Source organism: Microbacterium sp. Yaish 1, from assembly GCF_002245215.1.
Taxonomy (GTDB): Bacteria; Actinomycetota; Actinomycetes; order Actinomycetales; family Microbacteriaceae; genus Microbacterium.
In genome coordinates, this window is the sequence record NZ_NPMR01000001.1 from 508,305 (window position 1) to 529,756 (window position 21,452).

18 protein-coding genes are annotated in these 21,452 nt (G+C 72.4%); 10 read left to right on the forward strand and 8 right to left on the reverse strand.

From position 1 onward, the window contains the following. Window positions 1-139: 139 nt before the first annotated feature. From CI089_RS02570 to CI089_RS02590, 5 genes are read left to right on the forward strand one after another with little or no spacing between them, the layout of a single operon-like run. On the forward strand, window positions 140-1,444 hold the full coding sequence (locus tag CI089_RS02570) for a glycerophosphoryl diester phosphodiesterase membrane domain-containing protein (protein WP_094260125.1): 1,305 nt from the start codon (window positions 140-142) through the stop codon (window positions 1,442-1,444). After that, window positions 1,441-2,073: a DUF4129 domain-containing protein gene (locus CI089_RS02575; protein WP_094260126.1), complete on the forward strand. Its 633-nt coding sequence runs from the start codon at window positions 1,441-1,443 to the stop codon at window positions 2,071-2,073. The genes CI089_RS02570 and CI089_RS02575 overlap by 4 nt, the downstream gene beginning before the upstream one ends. Next, window positions 2,070-3,242 carry a DUF4350 domain-containing protein gene (locus tag CI089_RS02580; RefSeq protein WP_256977399.1) on the forward strand — a complete coding sequence of 391 codons (1,173 nt, stop codon included), beginning with the start codon at window positions 2,070-2,072 and terminating at the stop codon, window positions 3,240-3,242. Before CI089_RS02575 ends, CI089_RS02580 begins: the two co-directional genes overlap by 4 nt. Further along, on the forward strand, window positions 3,239-4,204 hold the full coding sequence (locus CI089_RS02585; RefSeq protein ID WP_064955664.1) for an AAA family ATPase: 966 nt from the start codon (window positions 3,239-3,241) through the stop codon (window positions 4,202-4,204). Before CI089_RS02580 ends, CI089_RS02585 begins: the two co-directional genes overlap by 4 nt. 6 nt (window positions 4,205-4,210) lie before the next feature. After that, window positions 4,211-5,512, forward strand: a complete 1,302-nt coding sequence (locus tag CI089_RS02590; protein WP_094260127.1) for a DUF58 domain-containing protein — start codon at window positions 4,211-4,213, stop codon at window positions 5,510-5,512. A 191-nt stretch (window positions 5,513-5,703) separates the two neighbouring features. On the opposite strand, the gene katG is transcribed toward CI089_RS02590, so the two are convergent. From katG to CI089_RS02605, 3 genes are read right to left on the reverse strand one after another with little or no spacing between them, the layout of a single operon-like run. After that, window positions 5,704-8,049 (reverse strand): catalase/peroxidase HPI, encoded by a 2,346-nt coding sequence (gene katG / locus CI089_RS02595; protein ID WP_094260128.1) that lies wholly within the window; start codon window positions 8,047-8,049, stop codon window positions 5,704-5,706. A 40-nt stretch (window positions 8,050-8,089) separates the two neighbouring features. Beyond that, window positions 8,090-8,527, reverse strand: coding sequence for a Fur family transcriptional regulator (locus CI089_RS02600; RefSeq protein ID WP_094260129.1), 438 nt, complete (start codon window positions 8,525-8,527; stop codon window positions 8,090-8,092). A 59-nt stretch (window positions 8,528-8,586) separates the two neighbouring features. Beyond that, window positions 8,587-9,582, reverse strand: a complete 996-nt coding sequence (locus CI089_RS02605; RefSeq protein WP_094260130.1) for a stage II sporulation protein M — start codon at window positions 9,580-9,582, stop codon at window positions 8,587-8,589. A 16-nt stretch (window positions 9,583-9,598) separates the two neighbouring features. On the opposite strand from CI089_RS02605, the gene CI089_RS02610 reads away from it, so the two are divergent. Continuing rightward, entirely contained in the window at window positions 9,599-10,459 is an 861-nt protein-coding gene (locus CI089_RS02610; RefSeq protein WP_094260131.1) for an RDD family protein, read from the forward strand. Here the strand turns inward: CI089_RS02610 and CI089_RS02615 are convergent. Then, a complete protein-coding gene (locus CI089_RS02615) occupies window positions 10,431-10,637 on the reverse strand; it encodes a DUF3499 family protein (protein ID WP_036305938.1) in 207 nt (68 codons plus the stop codon). The two genes, CI089_RS02610 and CI089_RS02615, sit on opposite strands and share 29 nt — an antisense overlap. Window positions 10,638-10,717: 80 nt before the next feature. Between CI089_RS02615 and CI089_RS02620 the strand changes: the two genes are divergently transcribed. Beyond that, window positions 10,718-11,158, forward strand: a complete 441-nt coding sequence (locus tag CI089_RS02620) for a metallopeptidase family protein (RefSeq protein WP_023955399.1) — start codon at window positions 10,718-10,720, stop codon at window positions 11,156-11,158. Window positions 11,159-11,166: 8 nt separating this feature from the next. Here CI089_RS02620 and CI089_RS02625 read toward each other — a convergent pair whose 3' ends face one another. The 4 genes from CI089_RS02625 to manA all read right to left on the reverse strand — a co-directional run bounded on the left by CI089_RS02625 (window position 11,167) and on the right by manA (window position 17,122). Then, on the reverse strand, window positions 11,167-12,558 hold the full coding sequence (locus tag CI089_RS02625; protein WP_094260132.1) for a DUF5719 family protein: 1,392 nt from the start codon (window positions 12,556-12,558) through the stop codon (window positions 11,167-11,169). Continuing rightward, on the reverse strand, window positions 12,555-15,395 hold the full coding sequence (locus CI089_RS02630; protein WP_094260133.1) for a glycosyltransferase: 2,841 nt from the start codon (window positions 15,393-15,395) through the stop codon (window positions 12,555-12,557). Before CI089_RS02630 ends, CI089_RS02625 begins: the two co-directional genes overlap by 4 nt. A gap of 89 nt (window positions 15,396-15,484) precedes the next feature. Beyond that, the gene (locus CI089_RS02635) at window positions 15,485-15,805 is read right to left on the reverse strand and encodes a WhiB family transcriptional regulator (RefSeq protein ID WP_094260134.1); all 321 of its coding nucleotides are present in this window, start codon (window positions 15,803-15,805) and stop codon (window positions 15,485-15,487) included. Between the two features lie 144 nt (window positions 15,806-15,949). After that, the gene (gene manA / locus CI089_RS02640; protein ID WP_094260135.1) at window positions 15,950-17,122 is read right to left on the reverse strand and encodes a mannose-6-phosphate isomerase, class I; all 1,173 of its coding nucleotides are present in this window, start codon (window positions 17,120-17,122) and stop codon (window positions 15,950-15,952) included. Window positions 17,123-17,193: 71 nt separating this feature from the next. Here manA and CI089_RS02645 point away from each other — a divergent pair, with 71 nt between their 5' ends. Genes CI089_RS02645 through CI089_RS02655 form a run of 3 tightly spaced genes read left to right on the forward strand, consistent with a single transcriptional unit; the run spans window position 17,194 to window position 21,446 of the window. Beyond that, window positions 17,194-18,618, forward strand: a complete 1,425-nt coding sequence (locus CI089_RS02645; protein WP_094260136.1) for an O-antigen ligase family protein — start codon at window positions 17,194-17,196, stop codon at window positions 18,616-18,618. A 36-nt stretch (window positions 18,619-18,654) separates the two neighbouring features. Then, window positions 18,655-20,103: an O-antigen ligase family protein gene (locus tag CI089_RS02650; RefSeq protein ID WP_094260137.1), complete on the forward strand. Its 1,449-nt coding sequence runs from the start codon at window positions 18,655-18,657 to the stop codon at window positions 20,101-20,103. Next, a complete protein-coding gene (locus CI089_RS02655; protein WP_179223208.1) occupies window positions 20,100-21,446 on the forward strand; it encodes an O-antigen ligase family protein in 1,347 nt (448 codons plus the stop codon). The genes CI089_RS02650 and CI089_RS02655 overlap by 4 nt, the downstream gene beginning before the upstream one ends. The last annotated feature ends 6 nt before the right edge of the window (window positions 21,447-21,452 follow it).

The window sequence follows — 21,452 nt, forward strand, 5'->3', positions numbered from 1 at the left end:
CGGCGTTCGTCTTTCGGCTCGGGCTCGCGCGCGACGTGCGCGTACTCACCGTACCCGACCCGCGCACCGTCGACTCCGGACGCCGCGCGCTCGTGTGACACGATGGGTTCGACCGAGCCGACTGTTCCAGGAGTGCATCGTGACGTCATACCCCGCGTGGACGCCGGCGCCGCGTCCCGGCATCATCCCGCTTCACCCGCTCTCGTTCGGAGTGATCCTGGGGCGTTCGTTCTCGGCCCTGCGGCAGAATCCGAAGGTGCTGCTGGGCTTCGCCCTCGTCGTGCAGACCGCCGCGATCCTCGTCGCGACCGCGGGAATCGTCGCAGTCGGCTTCGCGACGTTCGGCCGGCTCGCGTCGCTCCGTCCCGGCACCGACGAGTTCGAGACCGTCCTGGCCGGCTCCATCGCGATCAGCGGAGCGACGGCGCTCGTGCTGTCGCTGGCCGCGGGGGCGCTGGGCGTCATCGTCCAAGGGGTCGTGGTCAGTGAGGTCGCACACGCCGTCGTCGCCGAGAAGCACACCCTCGGCGGCCTGTGGCGCCGCGTGAAGCCGGTGGCCTGGCGACTCATCGGCTACTCCGCCCTGGTGTTCCTCATCGTCGCGGTCGTCATCGGCATCCTCACCGCGGGTGTCGTCGGGCTCGCGATGAGCGTCGGTCCCGCGGCCATCGTGCTCGCCATCATCCTGGGGCTGTCGGCGATCCCGCTGAGCCTGTGGCTGAGCACGAAGCTCCTGCTGGTTCCCTCCGTCATCGTGCTCGAGCAGTCGACGGTCTTCGGGGCCGTCGCGCGATCGTGGCGACTCACGCGCGGCCGGTTCTGGCCGACGCTCGGGATCATCGTCATCATCTCGACGAGTTTCGGCATCCTGGCCCAGGTGATCAGCGTTCCCTTCTCGTTCGTCACGATGGGGCTGACATCCGTCATCACGCCGACCGGCGACCCCGAACCCGGCCAGATCATCGCGCTGCTCGTCGGCACGCTTCTGGCTCAGGCGTTCGTCACCCTCATCCAGACCATCGCCGTCATCGTGCAGTCGACCGCGGGAGCGCTCGTCTACGTCGACTGCCGCATGCGGCGCGAAGGGCTCGACCTCGACCTGTCGTCGTACGTCGACCAGCGCGACGCCGGAATCGCAGCCCCCGACCCCTATCGGCGCAATGTGGGACGTGTGATGGACGGCCGCTGGCAGCAGCCCCCGGCGTACGCAGGCGCACATGCCGGATACGGCTACCCCGGGCAGCCGGGTTACGCGGCACCGTCGGGCTACGCGGCCCAGCCCGGGTACGCCGCGCCGGCCGGGTATCAGCCGCCGACGTCCGCCGAACCGCCGGCTCCGGGTCCGGCCCCGGCTCCGGCTGACGCGTCCGAGGAGACCCCCGCAGCCCCCGCGGATCGTCCGTCATCGACCGACTGGACCGCTCCGGGCGCTGACCGCGCATGAGATTCCTCGCCACTCCGGTCGCCCCGGACCCCGACGAAGCCCGTCGCTGGGCTGAGGAAGAACTCTCGAAGACCGCCTACCAGGAGGCCCAGCCCACGCCCATCGACCGCTTCGCGCGTGGCGTGGTCGACTTCCTGGCGGCTCTGTTCAACGGGCAGGTTCCGGCGACACTCGGCCCCTGGCTCGCGGTCGGAGCGATCGTGGTGCTGCTGGTGCTGGTCGCCGTGGCGATCCTCATCTGGGGGCGCCCGCGCACTGTCGTGCGCTCGCGGGCGAGCGTGCCGCTGTTCGGCGAGGACGAGACACGCAGCGCCGACCAGATACGCGCGGATGCGGCGGATGCCGCGGGCCGCGGCGCCTGGGACGAGGCGATCGTCCTCCGTGTGCGGGCGCTCGCCCGGGGGCTCGCGGAGCGCACGATCGTCGACCCGGCTCCGGGCACGACGGTGCATCGGTTCGCCGCTGACGCCGGACGCGTCTTCCCCGCGGAGAGCGCCGAGCTCGACCGGGTGGCCGGAGTGTTCGACGACGTGCGCTACCTGCGGCGGCCGGGCACGGCTGAGGCATACGCCACCGTGCGGGCCCTCGACGAGCGCCTCGCGGCGGCACGAGCGGAGATGCCGGTATGAGCACGGCCGTCGCCGCACCGTCGGCCCTGCGTCGACGATCGCGCTCGGTGCTCGGCTGGGCGGGAGTGGGCGCCGGCCTCCTCGTCGCCGGCATCGCGGTCGCAGCGATCGCCGGCATCAACACGATGCCGGCGCAGGGGCTCCTCGACCCCGAGGCCGCCGGCCCCGAGGGTTCGCGGGCGCTGGCCGAGCTGCTGCGCGACCGAGGCGTCGAGATCGAGATCGCCCGCGACCGCTCGGCGGCGCTGCGTGCCCTCGACGGCCGTGACGCGACGCTCGCGATCGCCGACACCGCACCGCTCGACGACGACGACCTCGTGGGCTTGCGGGATGCCGCCTCCGGCGTCGTCCTGCTCGAGCCGCGCACGCGCGATCTGCGCCTGCTGCTCGGAGACCCGCGCAGTGCGGGCTTCGCCGACGGCTCCGCGGTCGGGCCCGCCTGCGACCTGTCCGCCGCCGCCATCAGCGGGCCGGTCGCCCCCGGCGAGGTGTTCACCGCCGACGGGGCCGACCAGGCGTGCTATCCGGCCGCAGCCGGATTCGGGCTCGTCGCCTCCGGCGAGGGCGCCGACCGGGTCGTCGCCCTCGACGCGACCGCGCTGCTGGTCAATCAGCGGCTCACCGACGACGGGAACGCCGCGCTCGGGCTCAACCTGCTGGGCTCCCGTGGCACCGTCGTCTGGTACCTGCCGTCGATCGGCGACGGCTCGCTCACCGGCGCACCGTCGCTGGGTGAGCTCACACCCCCGTGGGTGACCCCCGCGATCCTGCTCCTGCTCGGCTCGGCCGTCGCCGCCGGGATCTGGCGCGGTCGCCGTTTCGGACCGCTCGTGGCGGAGAACCTGCCGGTGACCGTCCGCGCGTCGGAGACCACCGAGGGCCGGGCGCGCCTGTACGCGGCGTCGGCCGACCCCGTGCACGCGCTCGACCAGCTCCGACGCGAGACGCTGCGCCGCATCTCGCGGGCGCTGGGGCTCGGCTCCGCCGATGCCGGCGCCATCGCCGATGCCGCGGCGAGCCGCATCGGCGACGATCGCACACGCGTTCGCGGCATCCTGATCGACGACCTCCCCCGAAACGACCGCGACCTCGTCGACGCCGCCGACCGGCTGCGCGACCTGGAAGCCGCCTTCCTCCGATCCGTCCGTCCCGAAAGGAACACCCCATGAGCGAGACCGCACCCGGCGACCTGCGCGAGGCGATGAACCGTGTCCGGCTCGAGGTCGGCAAGGCCGTCGTCGGTCAGGACGGCGCTGTCACCGGCCTTCTCATCGCGCTCCTCGGCCGCGGGCACGTGCTGCTCGAAGGCGTGCCCGGCGTCGCGAAGACGCTGCTCGTGCGCACCTTCAGCCGGGCGGTGGGACTCGACACCGCCCGCATCCAGTTCACTCCTGACCTCATGCCGGGCGACGTCACCGGATCGCTCGTCTACGACGCTCGCACCGGAGAGTTCGAGTTCCGTTCCGGGCCGGTCTTCACCAACGTGCTGCTCGCCGACGAGATCAATCGGACGCCGCCGAAGACCCAGGCGGCTCTCCTGGAGGCCATGGAGGAGCGCCAGGTCTCGGCGGACGGCGTCTCCCGTCCGCTTCCCGACCCGTTCCTCGTGGCGGCGACGCAGAACCCGGTCGAGCACGAGGGCACCTACACCCTCCCCGAGGCGCAGCTCGACCGCTTCCTGCTGAAGCTCGTCATCGACCTCCCCGCCCGGGACGACGAGATCTCCGTGCTGCGTCGCCACGCCGACGGCTTCCGGCCCGGCGCGCTCGAGACCGCGGGCGTATCGGCGGTCGTGACGGCGGCCGAGATCCGCGCCGCTCAGCAGGCCGCGGCCGCCGTGGAGGTCTCGGACGACGTCCTCGGCTACGTCGTGGATCTGGCCCGCGCGACCCGCCAATCCCCGTCCGTCCAGCTGGGCGCGAGCCCGCGCGCCGCCACCGCCCTGCTCGCCGCCGCCAAGGCGTGGGCGTGGCTCGGCGGCTACCCGGCGATCACGCCGGACCACGTCCAGACGATGCTCGTGCCCGCGTGGCGCCATCGGCTGCAGCTGCGCCCGGATGCCGAGATCGAGGGCGTCTCCGCCGACACTATCCTGACCTCGGTGCTGCAGCAGACGCGCGTCCCGATCTGAGCCGCCGTGTACCTCTCCGGCCTGTTCGTGCTGCTCGTCGCCCTCGGCGTCGTGCCCGTCGTGCTCGCTCCCGCCGCGGGGCTGAACGCGGCGTGGACCGCGCTCGCGTGGCTCGGGCTCTGCCTCATCCTCGCCGCCGTCGACCTCGTGCTCGCGGGGCCGCTGCGCGCCGTCGAGATCGAGCGGCGCATCCCCTCCCGCGCACGGGCCGGCGAACCGGTCGAGACGACACTGCTGCTGCGCAATCGCGGCACCCGCCGCATCCGCGGGAACCTCCGGGACGGATGGCAGCCGACCGCCGGGGCCGGCGACGCGCGAGCCGCCGTCGACATCCCGGCCGGCGAGCGCAGAGCCGTGCCGATGCCGCTCGTCCCGCGGCGCCGGGGCGAGCTGCGGTCGGCGTTCGTCGCGCTGCGCAGTCGCGGTCCCCTGGGCCTCGCCGGGAGGCAGCGGGTCATCTCCGCCCCGGGTGCCCTGCGCGTTCTGCCCCCGTTCGCCTCGCGCCGGCATCTGCCGTCGCGGCTCGCCCGGCTGCGCGAGCTCGACGGCAACACGAGCGTTCAGGTGCGCGGGCGTGGAACCGAGTTCGACAGCCTCCGCGAGTACGTCCGGGGCGACGACGTCCGTTCCATCGACTGGCGCGCGACCGCCCGCGCGGGAACGACGATGCTGCGCACCTGGCGTCCGGAACGCGACCGCCACGTCGTGATCGTCATCGACACGGGCCGGACGAGCGCGTCGCGCGTGGGTGACGGTGTGCGGCTGGATGCCGCGATGGAATCGGCGCTGCTGCTCAGCGCTCTCGCCGCGCGCGCGGGCGACCACGTGCATCTGCTCATGTTCGACCGTGCGCGGCGCGCGCGGGTCACGGGCATCGACGGGCCGCGGCTTCTGCCCGCCCTCGTCGACGCGATGGCGCCGGTCGAGCCGACGCTCATCGACACCGACTGGAACACCGTGCTCACGGAAGTCCGTGCCCTGACCTCGCGGCCCTCGCTCGTGGTGCTGCTGACGGCGCAGGACGCCCCCGACGCCGCCCGCGGCTTCCTCGGAGCCCTGCCTTCGCTCACCGAACGCACCACGGTCCTCGTCGGCTCGGCGCAGGACGCACCCGAGCCGGCGCCCGTGCAGCGCACCGCGGAGGACGTCTACCGCGAGGCGGCGATCGCGCACGCGACCCGCGACGCCGAACTGGTCGCGGGCGCGATCCGCCGGGCCGGGGGCGAAGCCCTCAGCGCGACCCCCGAGGCTCTGCCGCCCGCCGTCGCCGACCACTACCTCGCTCTGAAGGCCGCCGGCCGCCTCTGACGCCCCGCTGAGAGCGGCATCAGTTGCCGCGCCGACCCGCGCCCCGAGCCCACCTGGCAGCTCACGCCCGCACCCAGCCCCAGAAGGGGCAACAACTGCCAACCCAGACCCCACAGCCCTCGCCCACCCCCGCAGCAACGGCGAAGGCCCGCCCCGGGAATCGGGACGGGCCTTCGCAGGGATGCTGCGGGTCAGCGCAGGTCGAAGCGGTCGAGCTCGGTGACCTTGGTCCAGGCGGCGACGAAGTCGCGCACGAACTTCTCGCTCGCGTCATCCGAGGCATACACCTCGGCGATGGCGCGGAGCTCGGAGTTGGAGCTGAACAGCAGGTCGACGCGCGTGCCGATGCCGATCTCCGACCCGTCGGCGTTCACTCCGCGGAAGGCGTGCGACCCGGGGTCGAGCGGCTTCCACGTGGCGCCGAGGTCGAGCAGCTTGACGAACACGTCGTTCGTCAGCACGCCCGGGCGCTCGGTGAACACGCCGAAGGACGACCCGTCGTAGTTCGCGCCCAAGGCGCGGAGGCCACCGACGAGCACGGTCATCTCGGGCGCGCTCAGCGTCAGCAGGTTCGCCTTGTCGATGAGGTGGTGCTCCGCCGGCAGGAACGCGTTCGGGCCGTAGTAGTTGCGGAACCCGTCCGCGACCGGCTCGAGGTGGCTGAACGACAGCTCGTCGGTCTGCTCCGCGGTGGCGTCGGTGCGGCCGGGACGGAAGGGAACCGTCACCTCGACACCGCCGTCGCGCGCGGCCTTCTCGACACCGGCGTTGCCCGCCAGCACGAGGAGGTCGGCCAGGGAGACCTTCTTGCCGTCGGTACGGCCGTCGTTGAACGACGCCTGCACGCTCTCGAGCACACCGAGCACGCGCTGCAGCTGGGCCGGGTTGTTGGCTTCCCAGTCCTTCTGCGGGGCGAGACGGATGCGGGCGCCGTTGACGCCGCCGCGCTTGTCGCTGCCTCGGAACGTCGAGGCCGCAGCCCACGTCGTCGAGACGAGCTCGCTCACGGTCAGGTCGGTGGCGAGGATGCGGGCCTTCAGGTCGGCGGCATCCGCATCGTCGATCAGCTCGTGGTCGACGGCCGGAACCGGGTCCTGCCAGATGAGTTCCTCCTGCGGGACCTCGGGGCCGAGGTAGCGCGCAATGGGGCCCATGTCACGGTGCGTGAGCTTGAACCAGGCGCGGGCGAACGCGTCGCCGAAGGCGACCGGGTCGTCCTTGAAACGGCGCGAGACCGCGTCGTAGGCGGGGTCCATCCGCAGCGCGAGGTCGCTCGTGAGCATGCGCGGCTCGCGGCGGCCGTCCGAGTGCGCGAGCGGCACCATGTCGGCGCCGGCACCGTTGACCGGACGCCACTGGTGTCCGCCGCCGGGGCTGCGCATGAGCTCCCAGTCGTAGGCGTAGAGGATGTGGAAGAACTCGTTGTCCCAGCGGGTGGGGTGGTAGGTCCAGGTGACCTCGAGCCCCGACGTGATGGTGTCGTCGCCGTGGCCGGTGCCGAAGTTGTTCTTCCACCCCAGGCCCTGCATCTCGACGCCCGCGGCCTCGGGGTTGTCCTCGAGGTTCGAGTCGGGTGCCGCGCCGTGGGTCTTGCCGAAGGTGTGACCGCCGGCGATGAGGGCGACCGTCTCCTCGTCGTTCATGCCCATGCGGCCGAACGTCTCACGGATGTCACGCGCCGACTTCAGCGGGTCGGGCTCGCCGTTCGGGCCCTCGGGGTTGACGTAGATGAGGCCCATCTGCACGGCGGCGAGGGGCTTCTCGAGGTCGCGGTCGCCGGAGTAGCGCTCGTCCGCGAGCCACGTCGTCTCGGGGCCCCAGTACACGTCGTCGTCCGGTTCCCAGACGTCGGGACGGCCGCCGGCGTAGCCGAAGGTCGAGAAGCCCATGGACTCCAGCGCGACGTTGCCGGCGAGGATCATGAGGTCGGCCCACGAGATCGACTGGCCGTACTTCTTCTTGACGGGCCACAGCAGGCGCCGGGCCTTGTCGAGGTTGACGTTGTCGGGCCAGCTGTTCAGGGGGGCGAAGCGCTGCTGGCCGGCCCCACCGCCGCCACGGCCGTCGGTGACGCGGTAGGTTCCCGCGGAGTGCCAGGCCATCCGGATCATGAGCGGGCCGTAGTGACCGAAGTCGGCCGGCCACCAGTCCTGCGAGGTGGTGAGGACCTCTTCGATGTCCTTCTTCACGGCGGCGAGGTCGAGCGACTCGAACGCGGCCTTGTAGTCGAAGTCCTCGCCGACCGGGTTGGCCACGGCGGGGTTCTTCTTCAGGATGCGCAGGTTGAGCTGGTTCGGCCACCAGACGTGGTTGGCGTTGCCGACCGTCGGGTGGGGCTGTCCGCCGTGCGACCCGTGGCCCTGCCCCTGTCCCTGGTCGCCGCCGTGGATGACGGGGCAGCCGCCGGCGTCGTTGGAGCGCGGCCGGGTCTCGCCGTCGGCGCGCTCGTCTTCGGGTGTGTCGATGGGGGTGACCGCCTGATCGGTGTCGGTCACGTCCTCGCCGATGGGCGCGGACTGCTGGTCGCGATCGCTCATGGGGATCCTTCCGTTGGGGGTTTTCGGGAGAGAGAGAAGGTCAGGATGCCGCCGGGGCCGCGGATGCGGCGCACGCCGCACACCGCCCCCAGTAGGTCACCTCGGCCGAGGCGACCTCGAAGCCGTGGTCGTCGGACGGGTGCAGGCACGGCGTGTGCCCGACGGCGCAGTCGACGTCTTCAACACGGCCGCACTCGGTGCAGACGAGGTGGTGGTGGTTGTCGCCGACGCGCAGCTCGAACAGCATGGAGCGACCGGCGGGTTCGATGCGGCGTGCGAGACCGGCGTCGGCGAAGTCATTGAGGGCGTTGTACACCGACTGCCGACTGGTCTGCGGCATCCGCTCGGCGACGGCCGCATAGACCTCGTCGGCGCTGGCGTGGGGCCGCGCGTGCAGAGCGGCGTAGACGGCGGAGCGGGACTCGGTCACACGCAGACCGAAGGCCCGGATGGCCTCGGGAGCGGTCACGATCGTCATGCCCCGATCGTATCCCGCATTTTTGATCAGATCAAATTAAGCCGGGGTGAACGCGCGTCTCAGCCCGCGACGAGACGCGGGGTCCCGGCCTCGTACTCGGTGAGGTCGCCGGTCTCGCCCCGGCGTGCCGCCATGCGCCCCAGGCCCAGCATGTAAGCGAGGAACACCGCGAGGGCCAGCGCGCCGATCCCGATCTTGATCGGCCACGGCCAGGGTTGACGTGTCACGAACCCCTCGACGAGACCGGAGAGCGCGAGGGCGAGGATCAGGCCGATCGCAACCGTCGCGAGGGAGCGTCCAGCCGCGGCGAGCGCCTCGCCTCGGCTGCGCCTGCCGGGGGCGATCCAGGCCCAGAAGATGTGGAGTCCCGTCGCCCCGGCGACGAAGATGCAGGTCAGCTCGAGCAGTCCGTGCGGCGCGATGTGCAGCAGGAATACGTCACCGCGGTCGAAGGAGATGAGGATAGCCGCCGCCTGACCGATGCTCACCGCGTTCTGCATGAGCACCATCACGGGCCACAGGCCGGTGATCCCGAACAGCACGCACTGGGCGGCGATCCAGGCGTTGTTCGTCCACACGGTGCCCGCGAACACCGCCGCGGGGTTCTCGCTGTAGTAGGCCGTGAAGTCGTTCTTCGCGTACTGCTCGAGCTGCGCCTGCGACCCGAGGGCCGCTACTGCGGCGGGATCGCCCGAGACCCAGAACGCGACGAGCGAGCTGATCACGACGAAGGCGACGGCGACAGCGAGCGTCGTCCAGCGCACGCGGTAGAGAGCGGCCGGCAACTGGTGCACGAAGAAGCGGGGCAGCTGCCGGAGCACGTTCTCGGGGGCTCCGGTCAGCCGCAGCCGAGCGCGCGACAGGATCATCGAGAGCCGGTCACCCTCGACACTGCGGCCCGCGGAGGTCTTGATGTCGGCGAGGTCGGCGGATGCGGCCCGGTAACGCGTCACCAGCTCGTCGACCTCGTCGCTCGACAGTCGGCGCGCGCGACCGAGCGCATCGAGCCGATCCCACTCGGCGCGACGCGCGGCGACCAGGGCGTCGAGGTCCATTTGCTTAACTGTACCCATGACCACGCCCGCTCCCCCGGTGCAGATTCGCCAGGACGAGATCCTCACCGGCGAGGCGGTCGCGCTCGACGTTCAGCCGCTGGGCTTCTTCCTCCGCGCCCTCGGCGCGCTCATCGACATCCTCTGCGGCATCGCGCTTCTGCTGCTGTTCTTCTTCGTCGGCGGCTTCGTGGTCGGTGGGCTCGGGCTCGAGAGCCTGTCGGGGATCCTCGTCGTGTCGGCCCTCGTCCTCGTGCTCGTCGTCATCCCGACCGCGGTCGAGACCCTCTCCCACGGCCGCAGCCTGGGCAAGCTCGCCGTCGGCGGCCGCATCGTGCGCACCGACGGCGGGGCGACCGGATTCCGCCAGGCGTTCATCCGCGCTCTCGTCGGGGTCCTGGAGATCTGGTTCACCTTCGGCGCACTCGCCGGAGTGGTCGCCGCCTTCACCCCGCGTTCGACTCGCCTGGGCGACATGGTCGCCGGCACCTACTGCGAGCGCACACGGGCTCCGCGCCTCCCGCCGCCCGCCGGACCGGTCCCGACCGAGCTGCGGGAATGGGCAGAAGTCGCCGACGTGGCGCGCCTGCCCGATCGCGTCGCCCGACGAGCATCCCAGTTCGCTCGTTCGGCCGAGGGCATGGAACCGGCGGCACGACTGCGCTCCGCGTCGATGATCGCCGCCGAGGTCGCCCCCTTCGTCTCGCCTCTGCCGCAGACGGATCCCGAGACGCTCGTCCGCGCGGTCGTCGCGGTCCGGCGCGACCGCGAGTACGCCGCGATCCTGCGGATCGACGAGCGGGCCCGTGCCCTCGTCGGCGCGGCTCTCGAGACGCCGCGCGGCTTCCCCGTCAGACGCGAAGCGTCTCGTGGCGGATGACGACCCAGCCCTTCGGCACCGAGAGGCGTTCGGTGTGGATCGCGCACAGGTCGTGCGCGTGCGGGTCGGTTCCGCCGCCCAGCGGTCCGAGCGCCGCCATCTGGTCGCCGTAGTCGAAGGTCAGGGTCGTCACGGCCTCGCGGGCGCAGCCCACCTTCGAACACAGTCTTTCGCGCATCCCGTCCACGGTAACGCCGCAGATGCCCCATGATCGGATGCCGCGCCGGTGCCGCATCTCGCGCCGCATAGGATGGCCTCATGATCCGGCGTCGTTCCCGACCCGTGCCGCCCCGGCGGAACCGGCCGTCGCGCCACGGCCGTCACGGCCGCGATGACCGGAGCCCCGTCGTCCGGCCGCCCCTCCCGCCCCTCGAGACCCGCTCCGAGCGGTTCGATCTCTCCGTGGGCACGGCCGCCGAGTTCCTGCGCAGCGCCTGGCCGGAGCTGCGGGAGGTCCGCTTCGAGGTCGCCGGGATGCCCGCGGCCAGTGACGAGGACGGCATCCCGCGTTGGCAGGTCTTCGCCGCCGAGAAGCGGATCGTGCTGTACCGGCTGCCGATCGAGCGCCTGAACCGGCTGCACCGCAACGACGATCTGCACCGCCGGATGATGGTGGAGAGCTGCGTCTTCCGTGCGGCGGCCGAGTATCTCGACCGCGACCCCTGGGACCTCGGGCCCGACCGGTTCCGCTTCCTCTGACCGGCAGGTCAGGGATACACGGTGAGTTCGGCCGCTGCTGCGGCCGAACCTGTCACGGGATAGGTCCCGAGCTGCCCAGCGCCCGAGAAGCCGACGGAACCGCGGATGCCGCCGGCGCCGGGGTCGAGGCGGTAGACGGTCCCCGCCGCGACATCGATGGTCTGCGACTGCCCCGCGGCCAGCTGCACCGTCTGAGAGGTCCCGCCGGACACGGGTGTCAGAGTCGCGACGGTCTCCTGGTCCGCAGTGAGCGTCAGCGTGGGCCCGGGGCCCGGAGCGACGGCGACGAGGGTCGGCGCGTCGACGAGGGGGGCGCCGACGGCCCAGGCGAAGTCGGCCGGAGTCGCCTGATCGGTCGAGGTCCATGCCGCCGCCACGAGCGGGTCGGGCGCGGTCGCGGTCACGGTGTAGTCACCGACGGGCATGCCCGTGACCTCGAGCTCGAGCGGGCGCCCCGCGGCGAGCGCGATCGCGTCCTGCTGCGACACCACGCTCCCGTCGGCGACGGAGCGGACCGTCACGCTCGCCAGGGTGTCGACCGCCGTGGCCATGAGGCGCACCGACAGCCCGCCGGCTGAGGCGACCGAGTCGGGCCCGACGGTGACGTCGACCGCAGGAATGACCTGCTGCGTCGCGGGAAGAGCGCTCGCTCCCACCTGGTCGACGCCGCCGGCGATGAGCGTGCGCGTGAGTGCGGACTGCAGGGATGCCCGCACCGGTGCGCCCTGGGCCGTGACCTGCACGACGGGGCTCTGCTCACCGCGGCGGAGCGCCGCGAGGGGGATGGCGCGCTGGGAGCGGGCGGCGACGACGACGTCCCGTCCCGCGACGGGGTCCTGAGCCCCGTCGGCGCCGAAAACGCGCAGGTCGACGGTCGCCGCCACATCCCCGGGGTTCGTCAGGAGGACGAGGTCGCTCGCGCCCGTCGCAGCCGAACCGCCCACGAGCCACGACTCCATCGCGGGCCGGGTGCAGGCCGAGACGGCCAGGCCGCGCAGGTCCGGGTCATCGAGCGACGCCGACGAGGCGGCGCCGAGATCCGTCGGGACCCCGCCCGTCGGCTCCGCCGAGAACGCAGCGGGCGGTGCGCCCTCGTCGGCGCGGTCGGGTGTCGCGAGCGTGTACGAGGTCGGGTCGCCGCCGTCCGCGGCCGAGACGACGGTCGAGGGCGCCGCCGCAGTGATCGCGCCCGCCGCCGCCGCATCGCGGCCGAGAGCGAGGAGCGGGCCGTCGCACGCCGCGATCGAGCGCGCCGCCTCGGGTACCACGTCGAGCGACATCGGCTCGCGGGCGAGGGTCGGCCACGGCGCCGCAGCGGCGACGACGACGCCGCCTCCGACGACGACGGCGGCCACCGCTCCCGCGGCGAGACGGGTCACGAGTGCGGTTCGCGTGTTCATCGGTCCCTCCGGCGAAGCGGTCGGATGCCCACCAGGCGCGGTGCCGCTCGCGAGGCCGACCGGCTGCCGCGCGTGGGCAGTGACAGGAGGAGGGCGATCGCGAACACCGCAGCGATGCCGCTCCAGGCGGCCGACGCCACGGCGCGGGCCGGCACCGACGCGTCGGCGCGGGGAGCCACGTCGCCCGACAGGCGCCACAGCTCGCCCTTGTCCGTCGACCCGACGGCGTCGAGCCCGTCTCGGCTGCCGAGGGCCGTCGCCGCCGCGAGCCGCGTGCTGCGGGCCGTGGCCGATTCGTCCTCGCCGGACGACGCGAGCAGGATGAACGCGACCCCGTGGTCTCGCAGCTGCGCGACGACGTCGTTCGCGGTGTCGGCGACCAGGTCGGCGGCGACCTGGGCAGCCTCCCGGTCGGCATCGGTCAGTTCGGTGCGCGCGGTCACGAGCGTCGACTGACCGCCGAGCGTCGCACTGCCACCCCACACGACATCCACGGCGACGCCCTCGTCTGTCGGCGTGAGGACGATCGTGCCGAGCCCCGGCGAGTTCGCCCCCTCCGCGGCGACGAACGCGGGGAGCGTGCTCGTCGCACCGCGACCGACGACCGACGCTTCCCGCGCGTGGGCGGTCAGCATCGGAACGGCCGCGACGACGAGCCCCGCCACAGCGAGCCCCGCGGCCGCGGTGCGGACGATGCGGACCGGCACGACGCTGTCGAGCGTCAGCAGCGCCCCGCCGGCGACTCCGATCCAGGCGAGGCTGAGCGCCGCACCCGGCCACAGCGCTATCGCGGTCGTGCCGTCGATGACGACGGCCACCCCGGCCGCGGCGAAGGCGGTCGCCACGCCGAGGCCGGCGACGGCGAGGAGGACGACCCCGACGAATCGCCGAGCCGACACCGCGGCGGCGAGAGCCAGAGCGAGCAGCGGCGCCGTGAACAGGATGAGCCACCACAGGGCGCCTGAGGCACCCGTGAAGGCGGCCCAGCCCGCGTCGGCGGGGAAGCCCGCCGCGAGCAGGAACCGGCCAAGGACGTCATCGGCGAACCGCGGGCCACTCCACGGCACGCCCGGGTCGGCCAGGAGCGACCAGGGGTCGCCTGCGCGGAGCCGCGCGAAGACGAGCGGCGACGACAGCGCCAGCGAGGGGACGATGATCCAGAGCCACCGGAACGCTGCGCGCCGGCCGCGGAGGACCATCGACAGCACGACGGCGAACACCCAGATGACCACGACGGGCGCCGCGAGCACGGGAGAGCATGCCAGCACCACGGCGAGCAGGATGGAAGCCGTGCCGGCGTTGCCCCACGACCGGTGCGCCGCGGCCGCGGCGAACGCCAACCAGGGCAGCACGAGGTGGACGATGACGGCTGCCGGTCGCCCGTCACCGAGCGCCACGAGGAACATCGGCGCGAGGGCCCATGTCACCGCCCCGACGATGCGCAGGACCGGGCGTTCGGTGATGCGGGTCGCCGCGAACCAGCCGCCGAGCACCGCCAGCGGTAGTGCGAGCAGCCACAGCACCACCAGCGCACGCGACGGGTCGGCGGGTGAGAACGATGCGAGCACGGCGAGGACCGCGCTGAACGGGTCGGCCGGCCCGACGGCATCCCAGCCGAGCGGACGCTGCGCACCCGTCGCTTCCGACCAGGCGCGGGCGGCATTGGCGGCGAGCGGAGCGAGCGCTCCCCCGCCGATCGAGGGCCAGCTCAGCGCGGCGGGCATCGACGCGATCGACACCGCGAGCGCCGCGAGCACGGCCCAGGCGCCGCCTCCGGAGAAGAACCCGAGCTCCGTGCGGCGGGGACCGTCGCCGGCGGGCTGGTCCTCGATGAGCCGCTGGCGCATGACGCGCGAGCTCACCCGCAGAGACGCCAGCTGCGACCACGATGCGCGCCGGTGACGCGCGATGCGACGTCGCGCCCGGGCCACCGCCGGCAGACGCACCATCACCGTCGCGGCCGCTGACCATTCGGGGCCGATCCGCGCGGGCCGCTTGCCGACCAGATGGAGGATGCTGCGCCAGAGCGCGAGCGGCAGCAGCGTGAGCCAGTGCAGCACGACCGCCGGCGGCGGGGCGTAGACCAGCCTCCGGTGCAGCTGCGCGACACGCGCGGCGTGGGCGGTACGAGCGCGCGCGCCGGTCGTCCGCGGTGCGGGCGGACCGGCCACGCCGTCGTGGGCCACGGCGATGCGCGCGCCGGGCGCGAGCACGACACGACCGCCGGCGAGGCGTACACGGACACCGAGGTCGAGCCCCTCGTCCGCTCCGGCCAGCGCTTCGTCGAGCCCCTCGAGCTCGCGCCACGCCGCCGTGTGGACGAGGATGCCGCGCACATCGCCGCCGAGGACGTCGTCCGTGCCGTCGTGCTGCCCCTGGTCGTGCTCACCGTCGGCGAGCCCGACCGCGGCACCGAACCTCGTCATGGAACGTCCGAGGGAGACGATGCGGGTGTTGTCGTCCCACTCGACGAGCTTGGGGACGGCGATGGCGACGGACGGGGCCGTCTCGAGGGCGGCGGCGAGGCGCTGCAGCGCCTCCGGTTCCGGCGCGACGTCCTGAGCCAGCAACCAGACGGCGTCACCGTCGAGGCGTCGCGACGCGAGCCGGAGCGCCGCGGCGAAACCCGTGCGCGAGGGCGCTGAGATCACCGCTTCCGCGCCCGATTCCTCGGCGAGGGTGCGCAGGCGTTGGTCCCCGCCGCACAGCACGATCGTGAGCGCGTCGACGGCGCGCGTCTGATCGCGCAGCGCGGCGAGCGTGCGCGTGAGATGGAAGGCCGCCGGCGTGCGTCCGTCGGGACGCACGACCAGGAGCGCGTGAACACGGGCGGGCATGACGGAGCAAGCCTAGGCGGCGATTCTGAGCGCCCCCGGCAGCAGCCGGGCGGTTCGCGGATATCGGTGGAGGCGGTCGCCGTCCCTCGTCAGACCGCGCGACGCTTCAGCTTGCGGCGCTCGCGCTCGCTGAGACCGCCCCAGATGCCGAAGCGCTCATCGTTCTGCAGGGCGTACTCGAGGCACTCCCCCCGCACGTCGCACGAGGTGCAGATGCGCTTGGCGTCACGGGTCGAGCCGCCCTTCTCGGGGAAGAACGCCTCGGGATCGGTCTGCGCGCACAGCGCGTCGGTCTGCCAGGCAAGGGCGTTGTCATCGCCGTCGGCATCGACCCGCCGCACTCCGGGGACCCCCAGGTTGACCGGGTCGACGAACCAGTTGTCGGGAACGCCCGAACGGTATGCCGTCATATCGTGTTCCCTCCTCGCCGGCCGGCACGCGAGCCGCGTGTCTCGCATTAATTACACCCGTGTCATTCCCTCGGGTCAAGTCGCGGATCGTAAACCCTCAAGCGCATGTTTAAGCTTCGCGACGATCCATCGGCGTGTCGCGGCTCACTCGCCACCCGGCTGGGCGACGAACGCCTCCCCGGCGCCGCCGATCGCGACCGACGCCGCCGAGACGACGGCCGCCGTGCCGGGAACGAGCTCCAGGCGCTCGCCGTCCGCTTCGACGACGATGTCACCGCCGGTCACGAGCACGACGGCCGGTCCGGCGAGCGCGATCTCGGTGACCGCTTCGAAGGTCGTCTCGACGCGCGCAAGGCGGAAATCCGGCACGCCGACGTCGTAGCCGAAGACGCCGGGAGCGACCTCGACCGGCTCGACGACCGGCGCGGGACCGCTCTCGGTGCTGACCACCCGCAGCAGCTCCGGCACGTCGACGTGCTTGGGGGTCAGCCCCCCGCGGAGCACGTTGTCGCTGGCCGCCATCAGCTCGACGCCGAGGCCGTCCTGATACGCGTGAAGAACGCCGGCCGGAGCGAAGAGCGCTTCTCCCCGCCGCAGCTCGACGAGGTTCATGAGCGTCGCCACGATGAGGCCGGCATCGCCGGGGAACGCCACCGCGATCTCGCGGAGGACGCGCCGTTCGGCCGCGAAGTCCGATGCGTCCGCAGCGTCGCCCGCGGAGCGCTCCAGCGCGGCGGCGAGGTCGGTCACGACATCCGGTGCCTCACCCGAGAGCGCCCAGCCGATGACCCGGCGCAGTGCGGCGGGCTCGTCCTCGGCGTCGGTCGGCGTGAGTGCGGCCGACAGCGCGCCGACACCGCCGGCCGCGCCCAGCGACGCGAGCAGACGCTGCGTGTCGGCGATGGGCCGCAGCCCGACCAGCGCGCGGAAGCTCTCCGACAGGGCCACGATGATCTCGGGCTTGTGGTTCTCGTCGCGGTACAGCCGGTGGGCGGCATCCCGGGGGATCCCCGCCGCCTCCTCCCGCGCGAATCCGGCGGCCGCCTGCTCCCGGGACGGGTGCGCCTGGATCGACAGCGACGTCGCCGCGGCGAGGATCTTCAACAGATACGGCAGGGGCGGAATCCCCGCCTCGGACAGGGCGAGGTTCAGCGGGCGTCCGGTGCCGTCGTCAACGCGCGACGGGCTGCCCGGGTGGTCGCCGAACCAGATCTCCGCTTCGGGGGTCCCCGAGGGCTCCCGCCCCTGAAGCTCGGCGATGAGCGTCTCGGAGCCCCATGCGTAGTCTCTGGCGATGTTCGAGATCGGAATCAGCACGGACCCAGCCTAGGACGCAGCACCGAGGGACCAGATGCCGAAGGGCGACGCCGCGGTAGCCTGTCTGCACCATGGCCGTCTACTCCCGACATCCCGTCTCGGCGCCGCCCACGGCTCCCGCGCGCGAGACCACCGGCCACCTTCTGCTCCGCGCCTGGTGCGTCTTCGTCATCGCCGCATCCATGGCCGGCACGAGCTGGTTGATGGCGTTCGGTTCGGCCGGCGCGGCGGTCGTCGTCGTCGGAACCGGCATCGTGTCGGTGATCCTGTGGGTGTCGTTGCGACCGCGCGTGCAGTGGCGCCGGCTGCCGTGGTTCGCGCTGGCCTACGTCGCGTGGGCGGTGGCTTCGATGCTGTGGTCGGCGTGGCTGGGCGCGACGGAGCTGACGCTGCTCCTGCTCGTATCGACGACGGTGCAGGCGATGTTCGTCGGGGCGGTGCTGACATGGCGCGAGATCCTGCGCGCGGTCGCGGCGGCGCTCAAATGGATGCTCGGGCTCTCGATCGTCTTCGAGCTGTGGGTCGCGCTCATCTGGCGCGGCGACATCCTCCCGGGCTTCGTGCGTCCGGGCGACGATTACGCGGGCCACGCCATCACCCTCTGGTCGCGCGACAACCTCTTCAACGGGGGCCGGCTGCAGGGGATCTTCGGAAACGCCAACCCCCTCGCCTACATCGCGCTCCTGGCGATCATCGTCTTCGTCGTGCGGATCGCCTCCGGGGCACCGCGACGGTTCCTTCTCGGCCTGTGGACCGTTCTCGCGCTGTTCCTCTTCTGGCGCGCGTCGTCGGCGACCGCGTTCCTCTGCGCCGTCGCCGTGGCGGTCGTCCTCGTGACGATCCTGCTGATGCGCACGGCCCGGCGGCCCGGCGAGCGCACGCGGTTCTACCTCATGTACGCGGCCGTCGCCGGGATCGGCGGCGGGGCCGTCTGGCTCGCCCGCGACACGGTCTTCGGGCTGCTCGGACGGTCCTCCGATCTGACGGGCCGGCAACGGATCTGGGATGCCGTCGGCGAGCGCATCGCCGAGCGCCCCGTGATCGGGTGGGGCTACTCGACCCCCTGGGTGCCCTCGGATCCGGCCTTCGACGGCTGGATCGTCGACCACGGTGTGAGCGTGATGCAGGCGCACAACATGTGGCTCGATGTCGCCCTGCAGCTCGGCTTCGTCGGTGTCGCCCTCATCGGTCTGGCGCTGCTGGCCTTCGTATGGCGCTCGTGGTTCTTCGCGGTCGACCGCCCCCGCTGGGACCTCGTCGCGGATCGGCCGTACAGCGCCCTGACGCTCGTCCCCTCGCTCGTCGCGACGATCCTGCTCGTCCAGGGCCTCGCCGAATCGGCTCCGCTGCTGAACTGGGGCTGGTTCCTCATCATCCTGTTCGCGTTCAAGATCAAGCAGGCCCCGCTGGTCGGGCGGGGGCCGGCCGAGCAGCGTCTCGACGCGGAGCAGGGCGACCGCCTGCCCGAGCAGCGGGAGGCGGTCCGCCACGCATGAGTGCTCTCAGGGGCCTCCGGCTAATCTGAGAGCATCATGGCCAGTCATACGCGTGGGGGATCCGGAACGGACGCGTCGGCGACCCCGGCACCCCGGCGCCTCCCTCTGCGGCTCGTGCGCGCGTGGTGCACCCTGGTCATCGCCTCGTCGATGGCCGGAACGGCATGGCTCATGGCGGTCGGCGTCGGCGGTTCGGCCGTCGTCGTGGCGGTCACGACCGCCGTGTCGGCGGCGATCTGGCTGATCCAGCGCCCCCGCCGCCGGTGGCGGCGGCTTCCCTGGTTCGCCCTGGCCTACGTCGCGTGGGCGGTGCTCTCACTGCTGTGGACGGAATGGCCGCGCGCGACCGCGATGACGCTCGCGCTGCTGCTGGCCACGACGGCGCAGGCGATCTTCGTCGCCTCCGTCCTCACGGGGCGCCAGATCATCGAGGCGATCGCCGCGGCGGTGAAGTGGATGCTGGCCCTCTCGATCGCCTTCGAACTGTGGGTCTCGCTCATCTGGCAGGGGCCGATCCTGCCGGGATTCGTCCGCCCGGGGCCCGACTTCACCGGCGACCCCATCATGTTCTGGTCGCGCGACAAGCTGTTCACGGACGACCGCATCCAGGGGATCTTCGGCAACGCCAACTCCCTCGCCTACATCGCGCTCCTCGGGCTCGTCGTGTTCGGGCTGCAGATCAACACCCGGGCCGGCCGGCGCGGACCGCTCGTGGCCTGGACGCTGCTGGCCGCATTCTGCTTCTGGCGCGGCTCGTCCGCCACGGCGGCGATGTGCGCGATCGCGATCGCGATCGTCATCGTCGTGGTGCTGCTGATGCGTCGCGCGCGCACGGCACGGACCCGCCGCATCCTCTACATCGTCTTCACCGTCACGGGGGTCGCCCTCATCACGACGCTGTGGATCGCGCGGGAAGCCCTCTTCGAGATGCTGGGCCGCTCCTCCGATCTGAGCGGCCGCAAGGAGATCTGGGCGACCGTGGGCGAGCGCTTCGCGGAGAGCCCGATCATCGGCTGGGGCTACTCGGTGCCGTGGGTGCCCACCGACCCGTTCTTCGACGGGTGGATCGTGGACCGGGGCGTCACGGTGATGCAGGCGCACAGCACCTGGTTCGACGTCGCGATGCAGCTGGGCATCGTCGGGGTGCTCCTGTTCGCCGTCGCCCTCGGCGCGTTCACCTGGCGTGCCTGGTTCCTCGCGCTCGGCCGCATCCCCCGCCCCGGCGACGCACGGGAGCCGCGGTCGCGTCTGCTGCTCATCCCCGCGCTCGTCGCGACGATCCTGCTCGTCCAGAGCATCACCGAGTCGTCGCCGCTGCTCAACTGGGGCTGGTTCCTGCTCGTCATGCTCGCCTTCGCGATCAAGCAGGCCCCCGCCTCCGTGCGCGGCACGCCCGTGCGGCGTCGGTCCACCCTGGCCGCCGCGTGGCCGCTCGAAGGCGGAGCCCCGATCGAGCGCGGCGCGCCCGTGGAAGGCGCGGCGTGAGGACTCCGCCGGCGCTGTCCACGTCGTGGATCGTCCGCACCCTCGACTCGGCCGCCTTCGCGCAGGCCTTCGCCCACACCGCGATCGCCGCGGTCTTCGCGCAGCACCTCGTCGAGCGGACGGCGGGCCGGGTCACCTGGCTCACCGTGATCGCGGGGCTGTGCGTCGTCGGGGCGGCCGTGCTCCTCGTCCGCCGTCGCGAGTTCACGCTCGTGCGGCTGATCCCGTCGACCCTCGTGGTCTTCCTCGGCTGGGCGCTGGCGAGCATCACCTGGACCACCGATGCCTCCGGCACCCTCGGTGGATGGCTCTCGCTCGCGTCGATCGCGTTCCTCGCCGTCGTCATCGCGAACACCCGCGACACGCTGCAGACGGTCCGGGCGCTGGCCGACGTGTTCCGCGTGCTCCTGGTGCTGTCGCTGGCGCTCGAGCTGCTCTCGGGCGTCTTCTTCGACATGCCGTTCACCTTCCTCGGCATCGAAGGCGACATCGCCGTCCTCGGACCGGTTCAGGGCATCTTCGGCACCCGCAACTCGCTCGGCTTCATCGCGGTCCTGGCGCTGATCACCTTCTACATCGAATGGCGGACGGTGTCGGTGCGCACCGGCGTCTCGCTCTTCTCGGCGGTGCTGGCCGCGCTGCTCGCCGCACTCTCGGACTCCCCCACCGTCCTCGTCCTCGCCGTCGCCACGGGGATCGCGACGGCGGCGCTCGGCCTCGTCCGGCGCACGCGCCGCGGACTGCGGCGGACGGTGCAGTCCGTCCTCGGCGCGACCGTCGTCGTCGGTGCGCTGGTCGGGTATCTCTTCCGCGAACGCATCATCGCCTGGATCGGAGCAGGCACCGACTTCTCGATCCGCGCCGAGCTCTGGGATCAGATCGCCTCGTTCGTCCGGGTCGAGCCCGTGCGCGGGTGGGGCTGGTTCGGCACGTGGTCGCGGACGGACTTCCCCTTCAACGCGATCAACTTCGCGCTCGGGGATCGCCACACCTCGGCGCTGAACGCCTACGTCGACGTCGTCCTGCAGCTCGGGTGGGTCGGTCTCCTCATCTTCATCGCGTTCGCCGGCCTGGCTTTGGGACGCGCCTGGCTCGTCGCGAGCGAGCGTCGGTCGATCCTCTACGCCTGGACGCCGCTCATCCTCGTGACGGTGCTCGTCGACGCCCTGTTCGAAAGCTTCCCCCTCCACGGCTACGGCTGGCTGATGCTCGTCCTCTGCGCCCTGCGGGCCGGGCAATCCAGATCCTGGCGAGAGAACATCCGGGACACCGCGCGGCCGGCATCGCCCGCCGGCGGACTGCCCGACGACACCTCGACGGGAACGCACGGCATCGCACGGTAGGATCGG